This window comes from Streptomyces sp. NPDC047525, from assembly GCF_040643025.1.
Lineage (GTDB): Bacteria > Actinomycetota > Actinomycetes > Streptomycetales > Streptomycetaceae > Streptomyces > Streptomyces durmitorensis.
Genome location: NZ_JBEYTL010000008.1, coordinates 500,639 through 510,614, shown reverse-complemented (window position 1 = coordinate 510,614; position 9,976 = coordinate 500,639). Strand labels below are relative to the sequence as shown.

The window sequence follows — 9,976 nt, the reverse complement described above, 5'->3', positions numbered from 1 at the left end:
CCGCCCCGCGCCCGCCAGGCGCAGCTCCAGGGTTCGCCCCCGCCCGTCCGTAGACGAACGCCAGGCGCGACCGGTGGCGGCGCAGCTGCAGGCTCGCCCCGCCGCCCCGCGCCCGCCAGGCGCAGCTCCAGGGTTCGCCCCCGCCCGTCCGTAGACGAACGCCAGGCGCGACCGGTGGCGGCGCAGCTGCAGGCTCGGCCCGCCGCCCCGCCGCCCCGCCGCCCCGCCGCCCCGCCGCCCCGCCGCCCCGCCGCCCCGCCGCCCCGCCGCCCCGCCGCCCCGCGCCCGCAGGCGCAGCTCCAGGTTCGCCTCACCCTCGAGCCGGAGGCAGGCGCAGCTCCAGGGTTCGCCCACCCCCGAGCCGAAGGCAGGCGCAGCCCCAGGGTTCGCCCCACCCCGAGCCGGAGGCTCGCCCCGCCCCCGCCAAGCGCAGCCCCGCACGCGCCCCCCGTTAGGGTCCCCGCATGCCAGCCTTCCCGCACAGCTTCGCTTTCGACCCCGCCTACGGGTACACCCCCGAAGACCTGCTCGCCGTCCCCGCGCCCCCCGCCCCCGCCGACTTCGACGAGTTCTGGCAGGACCGTTACGCGGCCGCCCGGCAGGTAGTCACGGACCCCGTGGTCGGCCCCCTGGAAGAAGAGCGGGACGGGGTGCGGATCCACGGCGTGACGTACACGTCAGTAGGCGGCGCACGCCTCGGCGGCTGGCTGGCCCTGCCCACCGAGCCGCACATCCGCAGTTCCCCCGCCCCCACCCCCGCGGAGCACGGCTTCGTCATAGCCCACGGCTACGGCGGCCGCAACGCCCCAGGCCCCGACATCCCCCTCCCCCTGCCCCGCTCAGCAGCGATCCTCCCCTGCGTACGAGGCATGGTCACCCACAGCACGAGCCCCGTCAGCCCTGCAACCCCCACCATCCCCGCGGACGCCGACGCCCACGTCCTGCACGGCATCGCATCCCGCGACACCTACGTCATCGGCGACTGCGCAGCCGACCTCTGGTGCGCCGCATCCGCCCTCCTCGAACTGGTCCCGGAGCTGGCCGCGCCACAGCCCCGCCTCGGCTACCTGGGCGAAAGCTTCGGCGGCGGCCTCGGCGCCCTCGCCCTCCCCTGGGACGACCGCTTCGCCGCGGCCCAGCTGACCGTCCCCACCTTCGGCAACCACCCGCTGCGCCTCACGCTCCCCTGCGCGGGCAGCGGCGAGTCGGTCCGCACCCACCACCGGAAGCACCCCGAAGTAGCCGAGGTCCTGGGCTACTTCGATGCCGCGACAGCTGCGACCCGCCTCCGCATCCCGACCCTGGTCGCCCCCGCACTCTTCGACCCGTCGGTGCCGCCCCCCGGCCAGTTCGCCGTGCACAACGCACTGCCGCCGACCGCCCGCGCACTGCACGTACTGCAGGCGGGCCACTTCGAGTACGAGGACAAGGCGGCCGAGGTCACACGCCTGGGCGACGCCAAATCCCGTTTCTTCGCGGCGCAGTTGGAGAGAGGGGTAGCGGCAGAGAGGTAGAGGGCTACCGCTCCCCGCACCCACAGCTGGCCCGCCGAGCCACCGTCACCGGCAGCATCAACGACACCGGCTCACGATCACGCTCTGCGCCCAGCCGCCGCACCAGCAACTCGACGGCCTCCTCGCCCAGTTGACGCATCGGCTGCCGCACGGTGGTCAGCGCGGGACGCACCAGGCGGCTCAGCGGAATTCCGTCGAACCCGGTGACCACCACGTCATCCGGCACCCGCACCCCGCGCCGCTCAAGGGCGTGCAGCGCGCCCACGGCCATCTGGTCGTTGGCGAAGATCATGGCCTCCGGCACCGCGCCGCTGCCCGGGCTGACGTCCCCGCGCTCCTCGGCCGCCTGGTCCAGCAGCGTGTCCGTGGCACGCTCGCCCTCGGCCTGCGTCATCATCTCCGTGCGCAGGTCGGGCTCTTCGCGTACGGGGAGACCGGCCGCTCGGCACGCTTCCTGATAGCCGCGGAACCGCGCCTCCGCGTCCGGCGACGACTTCGCGCCGCCGATGAAGACGAGCCGCCGCAGCCCGTGGTCCTCGATGAGGTGCCGGGTCAGCTCGCGCTGGCCGTCGGCGTTGGCGACCTCGATGTGGTCGAGGTGGTCGAGCTCGTCGTTCTCGCGGGGTCCGGCGAGCATCACGACGGGCAGTCGTCGCGAGATGATGTCGAGATCCTCGGTCGGCACGGTCCTCGCGAGGACGGCGAACCCGTCGACCCGCCCGGCGACCTTCGCCACCTGGCTCTCCGGACCGCCCTTGAGGGAGGCGGCGATCAGGAGCGCGTACCCGTGCCGCCGTGCGGCCCGTTCCATGCCCCGGATGATCTGGTCGGAGTAGAGCATGAAGGCGTGGTCGTCGTCGGCGTCGGCCGCTGCTGCCTCGATCTCCGTGTCCGGGTCCGAGTAGTCGGGGAAGCAGAGCCCGAGGACGCCCGTCGATCGGCTGGCGAGCCCGCGCGCGTTTCCACTCGGAACGTACCCGAGCTCACGCGCCGCGGCGAGGACCCGCTCCCGGGTCGTCTCACGGACGGAGTCCGGGTTGCGGTAGACCCGCGACACCGTCGCGATGGAGACGCCCGACTGCTCGGCGACGTCGTACACCGTGGGGGTTGTGCTCACCCGACCGCCTGCTCGTTTCTCGTTCTGGAACCGGTCTGAACCGGATTGAAAGCGCATTCACAGTAGGCGCGTACGGTGACCGTGGGCAAGGCCGGGTCCGCTTCGGGTGTCGGCCGTGACGGGGAGGAGCGCAGGTGGACGGGGTCTGGGCGGGAGTACGGGAGCGCGTGCTCGCCCTTCGAGAAGCGCCGGGGTGGCTGTCGGTGTTCGGAGCGGATTTCGGGACGTACGGTCACGGTTTCGAGCTGAGCCCGGTACTGACCGAGGAGCAGGTACGAGCGGCGGAACGGCGGCTCGGCTTCGGTTTCCCGGAGGAGTACCGGAGTTTCCTCCTCGAGGTCGGCGCGGGCGGGGCAGGCCCGGACTACGGCCTGTTCCCGATCAAGTCCGTCGAGCCCATGGCGTCAGCCGAGCCGGCCGCAGCTGCCGAGCCGGCCGCATCTGTCGAGCCGGGCGAGCCCGCCGAGCCGCCGTTCCGCCCTGAACGCACCCAGGAGCTGGACGCGCACGAGTCCGCGGAACCGCAACGAGCCGCCTACGCCGACACCGCGGAGGCCGAGGCGATGTTCCTTCGCGACTACCGCGCCTGGGACGCACGACACGACGAACTGCTCGATGCCCTCACCGAGGGAACCCTCTGCGTGGGCGAGCAGGGCTGCGCGTACTATACGCTGCTCGTCGTCACGGGCTCCGAGCGCGGCACCATGTGGGAGGACGTGCGGGCGGTGGGCGAGGGAGTGCTCCCGATTCGGCGTGCGGGCGAGCAGCCAGGCGACCGCGAAGGCGGGTCACGCGTCACGTTCGCCCAGTGGTACCTGAACTGGCTGACCCACGCGGAACGCAAGGCAGCGACCCCACCACCCCCGACCAGCCAGCCAGCCAGCCAGTCAGTCAACCAACCAACCGACTAACCACCCCGCCCTTCCACTAGTTCAACCAGCCCAACCGCTCAACTAGCCCAACTCCAAGACCAGTTCCTCCGCCGCCTCCAGCCACCGCACCTCCTCCGCACCCAGCGTCGGATTCGCGGCCCGTCGTGCGCGGGCCTCCGCGAGGTGGTCGGCGGCGGTGGCCCCGACGTCGACCGTCGCGTCCGTCAGGAGCGTGGCCAGAGCGACGCGTGACCCCGCAGCCTCTGGTCTGCCGCTCACCGCGACCTCCGCGAGGATCAGCGCCGACATCGCCCAGTCGAGACCGGGCGGGCCCTCCTCCGTGGTGGCCCAGTCGATTACCACAGGGCCCTCCGGTGTGAGGATCACGTTCTCCGGGTGGAGGTCCAGGTGCAGGACGCGGTCCGTGGGCGAGGTGGACGAGCGCGCCGGAAGAGCGTGCAGCGTGTGCAGCAGCCGGGCGAGGATCACTGCGGCGTCCTCCGGGGTGACAGCGCCCCGCATCGCGGCCTCCGCCATGGTCGGCCCCGTCAGCCGCCCCATGACCAGGTCGGTACGTGGGGCCCCGGGCTCGGCCGGGCGGATCCGCGGTACGGGATACCCCTGCTCCGACAGATACCTCATGACGTCGGCCTCATCCGTCGCGTCGGTCCCGTCCCGGTACCGACGCAGCACCCATGTGTCGTCCAGCGCGAAGACATCCGCAGTGCGTCCGGAGCCGAGCAGCTGATCAGTCATCCCCATGCCGGGAGCGTAAGCCGCCGCCCTCTCACGTGCAGAGGCAATGGGTACGCCTGCCTCATCCCGCGAACTCCACCTCCGGATACCTCCCCGAGGGGCCGTCCAGCAGGCGGTCGTCCTGTCCCCGCAGCCAGCGGTCGAAGAACGATGTCGCGTAGGCCCGCTCCGCTGCCACCGCGCGGTCCGGGGCGACCGTGCCTATGTGCTCCTTGATGACCTTCCCGTCCACCCCGGCCTGCGGGAGCAGCGCGGCCAGGTCCGTGTACGTCTGGTGCACCGAGCCGCGCAGGGTCAGATTCCGCTTCCAGCCGGTCGTGTGGGACCAGAACTCGCGCCACGACGGCTCCGTCGTGCGGTCGTTGCCCTCCCTGCCCATCAGGAGGAACGGGCGGGTCAGGCCGTGCTGGGCCACGGGCGTCAGGTTCGTGCCCTTCGGCTCGGGGTTGTTCTCCAGGGTGCCGTCCATGTTCATGCCTGCCTTGACCCGGCTGTCCTCGTACATCGTCTCGGCGGCCGCGATCCCGCCCGCCGACTGGCCGAACATGCCCACCCGCTTCCGGTCCACGACCTTGGACAGTCCGTTCGGCAGCGAGCCGAGGCGGTCCAGGACGAACTTCGAGTCGGCCACCCGGACGTCCAGGACCTTCTTCAGCAGCGCCGGCACCTCGTCCTTCTGCCCCGCCTCCTCGAAGGCCTTGAGGAGCGGTGCGTCGTCCTTCACCGAGCCGTCGGGGAACTGCACGCCTGGCGCCTCATAGGTGTGGTCGATCGTCACCACCACATAGCCGTGGCTCGCCAGCTCCTCCACCACCGAAGTCCCCCAGGTGCGCGGGTCGTTGGCACCCGATGCGTACAGCAGGACCGGCCGTCGGCCGTCGCTCGTGTCGGCCGGGGCTCCCTCCCGCGCGTGCGTCCGCATGGCGGCGAAGTCGATCGCGTCCTTGGGGATGCCGTGGGGCGCCATCGCGTTCCAACGCGCTGCCGCGCCCGGCGCCATGTACGGAGCGAGGCGGTGTCCCGCGCCGCCCGGCCTTCCCGCCGCCGGATACCAGACGCTGATCATCAGCTCTCGGTACGGCACGGACTTCACCCACGGGTCGTGGCGTGACGTGTCGACGATGCGCGTCGACACCGTGCCGATCCGGTGCGGTCCCGTGGGCCCGGGGAGCTTCGCCTCGACGCCCATGGGACGCGCCTGCGCGGGAGCCGGGGCACTCAGAAGCGTCGCCGCCAGACCGGCCGCGGCAAGGCCCAGCACCGAGCGCCGAGTTAAGGCCGAGCGGGGAGCCGGGCGAGCCACGGCCGGGGCAGAGGAACGAGCAGGGGAGGAGGAAGGCGAAGGAGCAGCGGAAGAGAAAGTGTTCATGCCTCAATGCTGATCTCGTCCCGAGCCCGTGACCATGGGGGAAATCTCGAGTCTTCGGCGTGGGGGATTACCCCCACGCCCCGCCTCAGCCGATACTCCAGGGCTACTGCTCCCCCCGCCGCCGAATCTTGTTCCCGAGCCAGACCAGCGGATCGTACTTCCGGTCAACCGCCCGTTCCTTCAAGGGAATCAGCGCGTTGTCCGTGATCTTGATGCCCTCCGGGCACACCTCCGTGCAGCACTTCGTGATGTTGCAGTAGCCGAGCCCGTGCTCGTCCTGGGCGGTCTGCTTGCGGTCGAGGCCGCTCTCCGCCGCCGCGTCCAGCGGGTGCATGTCCAGTTCCGCCACCCGCATCAGGAAGCGCGGGCCCGCGAACGCCGCCTTGTTCTCCTCGTGGTCGCGCACGACATGGCACGTGTCCTGGCACAGGAAGCACTCGATGCACTTGCGGAACTCCTGGGAGCGGTCGACGTCCGCCTGCTGCATGCGGTACTCGCCGGGGCCGAGGTCCGCCGGAGGCACGAAGGCCGGTACTTCCCGCGCCTTCGTGTAGTTGAAGCCGACGTCCGTCACCAGGTCCCGCACCACGGGAAAGGCCCGCAGCGGCGTCACCGTGATGACGTCCTCGCGGCTGAACACCGACATCCGCGTCATGCACATAAGCCGTGGCCGGCCGTTGATCTCCGCCGAGCACGAACCGCACTTGCCCGCCTTGCAGTTCCAGCGCACCGCGAGGTCGGGTGTCTGGGTCGCCTGCAGGCGGTGGATGATGTCGAGGACGACCTCGCCTTCGTTGACCTCGACCTTGAAGTCCTCCAGGTCGCCGCCCTCGACGTCCCCGCGCCAGACCCGGAACCGCGCGTCGTACGACGTACTCGAAGAACTCGGTGTAGCGGTACTCACTCGTAAAGCTCCTCTTCGGCCAGGTACTTGACCAGCTCTTCCTTCTCGAAGAGAGCAAGCAGGTCGGGACGGATGGGCTCGGTGGTGACCCGCACCAGATCGATCTGGCCGCGCACGGGATCCGTGGCCGCAAGACCGCCCGAAGGGTCCGTGAGCTGGCAGAGCAGATTCGCGCGGCGCCATTCGCGGTTCATGCCCGGATGGTCCTCACGGGTGTGCCCGCCCCGGCTCTCCGTGCGCTCCAGGGCAGCCCGCGCCACGCACTCGCTGACAAGGAGCATGTTGCGCAGATCGAGCGCGAGGTGCCAGCCGGGGTTGAACTGGCGGTGGCCCTCGACTCCGGCCCGCCGCGCCCGCACCCGCAGTTCCGCCAGCTTCTCCAGGGCCTGTTCCATCTCGCCCTCGCGGCGGATGATGCCGACCAGGTCGTTCATCGTCTGCTGGAGTTCCTGGTGGAGGGTGTACGGGTTCTCCGGCGTAGCCCCGTCCTCGGGGCCCTCCGCGCTGAACGGCCGCAGCGCCTCGGCCGCAGCCGTGTCCACCTGGTCCTCGTCGACCAGGGGGCGCGCGTCGGCCGCGGGGAACCCGGCCGCGTACCGCGCCGCGTGCAGTCCCGCGCGCCGCCCGAAGACCAGCAGGTCGGAGAGGGAGTTGCCGCCGAGCCGGTTGGAGCCGTGCATGCCGCCGGCCACCTCCCCGGCCGCGTACAGACCCGGCACGCGCTGTGCCGCCGCCGTGTCCGATTCGACCGCGATGCCGCCCATCACGTAGTGGCAGGTCGGTCCGACCTCCATGGCCTCGGCCGTGATGTCGACGTCGGCGAGTTCCTTGAACTGGTGGTACATGGACGGGAGTCGGCGTTTGATGACCTCGGCCGGCATGCGCGTCGACACGTCGAGGAAGACCCCGCCGTGCGGCGATCCGCGGCCCGCCTTCACCTCGGAGTTGATGGCGCGCGCCACTTCGTCGCGCGGCAGCAGCTCAGGAGGGCGGCGGTTGTGGTCCGGGTCCTCGTACCAGCGGTCGCCCTCGTCCTCCGACTGCGCGTACTTCTCCTTGAAGACGTCCGGTACGTAGTCGAACATGAAACGCTTGCCTTCGGAGTTGCGCAGTACTCCGCCGTCGCCCCGCACCGACTCGGTGACCAGGATGCCCTTCACCGAGGGCGGCCAGACCATCCCCGTCGGGTGGAACTGCACGAACTCCATGTTGAGCAGAGGCGCCCCGGCGAGCAGCGCGAGCGCGTGGCCGTCACCGGTGTACTCCCACGAATTCGACGTCACCTTGAAGGACTTGCCGATGCCGCCGGTCGCCAGGACCACACTGGGGGCTTCGAGGACGAAGAAGCGGCCGGACTCGCGGTCGTAGCAGAACGTTCCGCTGACCCGCTCGCCCTCCTTCATCACGCGGGTGACCGTGCACTCCTGGAAGACCTTCAGGCGTGCTTCGTAGTCACCGAATTCGCGCTCGTCCTCCTGCTGGAGGGAGACGATCTTCTGCTGGAGCGTACGGATCAGTTCGAGGCCGGTCCGGTCGCCCACGTGTGCCAGGCGCGGATACTCGTGACCCCCGAAGTTGCGCTGGGAGATGCGGCCGTCCGCGGTGCGGTCGAAAAGCGCCCCCCAGGTCTCCAACTCCCAGACCCGGTCGGGCGCTTCGCGCGCGTGCAGCTCGGCCATCCGCCACTGGTTGAGGAACTTGCCGCCGCGCAGGGTGTCGCGGAAGTGGACCTGCCAGTTGTCGCCGGAGTTCACGTTGCCCATGGAGGCCGCGATGCCGCCCTCGGCCATCACCGTATGGGCCTTGCCGAACAGGGACTTGCAGATCACGGCCGTACGCGCGCCCTGCTCCCGTGCCTCGATCGCGGCCCGCAGGCCCGCTCCTCCCGCTCCCACCACGACAACGTCCCACTGCTGCCGCTCCACTTGAGACATCAGAACAACCTCGGATCGTCGAAGGCGCCGGACGCGATCAGATACACGTAGAAGTCGGCGAGCGCCACACTCACCAGGGAGGCCCAGGCGAGCAGCATGTGCCGTGCGTTCAGTTTTCCGACCCACTGCCACATGCGGTACCGCACGGGATGCTTGGAGAAGTGCTTGAGCTTGCCGCCGACGATGTGCCGGCAGGAGTGGCAGGAGAGTGTGTACGCCCAGATCAGCGTGATGTTGACCAGGAAGACGAGGGTGCCGAGGCCCATGTGGCCCCACTCGTAGTGCTCATCGCGGAACGAGAGCACGGTGTCGTACGTGAGGATGCCCGCCACCGGAACCGCCGCGTAGAAGAAGTAGCGGTGGATGTTCTGCAGGATGAGCGGGAAGCGGGTCTCTCCGGAGTACTTCTTGTGCGGCTCGGCGACCGCGCAGGCGGGCGGCGAGGCCCAGAAGCCGCGGTAGTAGGCCTTGCGGTAGTAGTAGCAGGTCAGGCGGAAGCCGAGCGGGAAGATCAGGATCAGCAGGGCGGGGGAGAGGCCCCACCAGCTGCCGAAGATCTCCCAGTTGGGGCCCGACCGCATCGGCTCGCAGTTCTCGGCGAGGCACGGCGAGTAGAACGGTGAGACGTAGGGCGCCGCGTAGTAGTCCGCGTTCGCGAAGGCCCGCCACGTCGAGTAGACGATGAAGGCGAAGAGGCCCGCGGCGGTCGCGGCGGGCGCGAGCCACCAGCGGTCGGTCCGCAGATGGGCAGCGCTGATCGCGGCGCGCGTCGCCGCTCTTACGCCGCCGGGATCCTGACCGCTGTTCAGATGGGGTTCCGTGCCAGTGGCCAACGAGGCTCCACTCCTTTGTCCTCAGGTGGGCGTGTCCCTCAGATGGGCGGCGAGGCGCAGTCGCTCAGGGGCGCGCAGGCCGGCTCAGGGAGCGTGCCGGTCGCTGGCGCCGAGGCCCTCGTCGTCCGAGTCCGTCCACAGCGAGCTGTCGTACGGCGTATCGGGGATGGTGACCAGGTCGGGGCGCTTCTGTGGGGCGCCGCCGGGGCCCGGGGCCGTGGCACGAAGGAGCGCGACGCTCTCGCGCAGGTGGTCGGTGTCCGTGCGGACGCGGCGGACGTCGAGCCCGGTAAGACCACCCCGGGAACCCTCGCCGACCTGCTGCTCCAGCTTGCCGACGGTGCGGACCAGATCGTCGACGCAGCGCTGAACAGCCGTCAGATCATCCTGCAGAGCCATGACTTGCCCTCACTTCAGGGGTGCGGCGGCAACGTTCATGCGCCTGCGAGTGTCGCGCGTCACATCCCGGCTTGTGAAGGGATCTGCCGGGATTCCCGGCTCGTGGGCGCTGAAATGCGCCGGGGTGCACGCGGCCGTCCCGACCGTGCGGCGGGGCGTGCGCCGATGCCGTCGTCACGCTCGGTCACGCCTGGTTGGGCCGCACGAGTGGGATCTGGCGCCCCCACGCCGTGTCGCTCCCGTGTGGCGTCTCCCGTCCCCTTCAGTGGATCGATAGA

9 protein-coding genes and 1 pseudogene are annotated in these 9,976 nt (G+C 70.5%); 2 read left to right on the top strand and 8 right to left on the bottom strand.

Annotated features, from left to right (window positions below; genetic code table 11):
- Positions 1 to 354 (bottom strand): annotated as a pseudogene (locus ABZ833_RS25840) (hypothetical protein); the annotation flags it as partial.
- Between the two features lie 110 nt (positions 355 to 464).
- On the opposite strand from ABZ833_RS25840, the gene ABZ833_RS25835 reads away from it, so the two are divergent.
- Entirely contained in the window at positions 465 to 1,514 is a 1,050-nt protein-coding gene (locus ABZ833_RS25835; RefSeq protein WP_361050610.1) for an acetylxylan esterase, read from the top strand.
- 4 nt (positions 1,515 to 1,518) lie between these two features.
- On the opposite strand, the gene ABZ833_RS25830 is transcribed toward ABZ833_RS25835, so the two are convergent.
- Positions 1,519 to 2,631, bottom strand: a complete 1,113-nt coding sequence (locus ABZ833_RS25830; protein ID WP_361050607.1) for a LacI family DNA-binding transcriptional regulator — start codon at positions 2,629 to 2,631, stop codon at positions 1,519 to 1,521.
- A gap of 134 nt (positions 2,632 to 2,765) precedes the next feature.
- On the opposite strand from ABZ833_RS25830, the gene ABZ833_RS25825 reads away from it, so the two are divergent.
- Entirely contained in the window at positions 2,766 to 3,542 is a 777-nt protein-coding gene (locus tag ABZ833_RS25825; protein ID WP_361050604.1) for an SMI1/KNR4 family protein, read from the top strand.
- 42 nt (positions 3,543 to 3,584) lie between these two features.
- On the opposite strand, the gene ABZ833_RS25820 is transcribed toward ABZ833_RS25825, so the two are convergent.
- From ABZ833_RS25820 to ABZ833_RS25795, 6 genes are all read right to left on the bottom strand, one after another.
- Positions 3,585 to 4,265 (bottom strand): phosphotransferase, encoded by a 681-nt coding sequence (locus ABZ833_RS25820; RefSeq protein ID WP_361050601.1) that lies wholly within the window; start codon positions 4,263 to 4,265, stop codon positions 3,585 to 3,587.
- A 55-nt stretch (positions 4,266 to 4,320) separates the two neighbouring features.
- Complete coding sequence (locus ABZ833_RS25815; RefSeq protein ID WP_361050598.1) at positions 4,321 to 5,448, bottom strand: hypothetical protein; 1,128 nt, start codon at positions 5,446 to 5,448, stop codon at positions 4,321 to 4,323.
- A gap of 283 nt (positions 5,449 to 5,731) precedes the next feature.
- A complete protein-coding gene (locus ABZ833_RS25810; RefSeq protein ID WP_361050595.1) occupies positions 5,732 to 6,532 on the bottom strand; it encodes a succinate dehydrogenase/fumarate reductase iron-sulfur subunit in 801 nt (266 codons plus the stop codon).
- Positions 6,529 to 8,466: a fumarate reductase/succinate dehydrogenase flavoprotein subunit gene (locus tag ABZ833_RS25805; protein WP_361050591.1), complete on the bottom strand. Its 1,938-nt coding sequence runs from the start codon at positions 8,464 to 8,466 to the stop codon at positions 6,529 to 6,531. Before ABZ833_RS25805 ends, ABZ833_RS25810 begins: the two co-directional genes overlap by 4 nt.
- A complete protein-coding gene (locus ABZ833_RS25800) occupies positions 8,466 to 9,299 on the bottom strand; it encodes a hypothetical protein (RefSeq protein ID WP_249587961.1) in 834 nt (277 codons plus the stop codon). The genes ABZ833_RS25805 and ABZ833_RS25800 overlap by 1 nt, the downstream gene beginning before the upstream one ends.
- Positions 9,300 to 9,383: 84 nt before the next feature.
- On the bottom strand, positions 9,384 to 9,698 hold the full coding sequence (locus tag ABZ833_RS25795) for a hypothetical protein (RefSeq protein ID WP_361050588.1): 315 nt from the start codon (positions 9,696 to 9,698) through the stop codon (positions 9,384 to 9,386).
- Positions 9,699 to 9,976: the final 278 nt, after the last annotated feature.

Bases quoted from the DNA above. Each gene is read 5' to 3' on its own strand.
- ABZ833_RS25835 (WP_361050610.1), top strand. From the start codon at position 465: ATGCCAGCCTTCCCGCACAGCTTCGCTTTCGACCCCGCCTACGGGTAC.
- ABZ833_RS25820 (WP_361050601.1), bottom strand. From the start codon at position 4,265: ATGGGGATGACTGATCAGCTGCTCGGCTCCGGACGCACTGCGGATGTC.
- ABZ833_RS25815 (WP_361050598.1), bottom strand. From the start codon at position 5,448: ATGGGCGTCGAGGCGAAGCTCCCCGGGCCCACGGGACCGCACCGGATC.
- ABZ833_RS25805 (WP_361050591.1), bottom strand. From the start codon at position 8,466: ATGTCTCAAGTGGAGCGGCAGCAGTGGGACGTTGTCGTGGTGGGAGCG.
- ABZ833_RS25795 (WP_361050588.1), bottom strand. From the start codon at position 9,698: ATGGCTCTGCAGGATGATCTGACGGCTGTTCAGCGCTGCGTCGACGAT.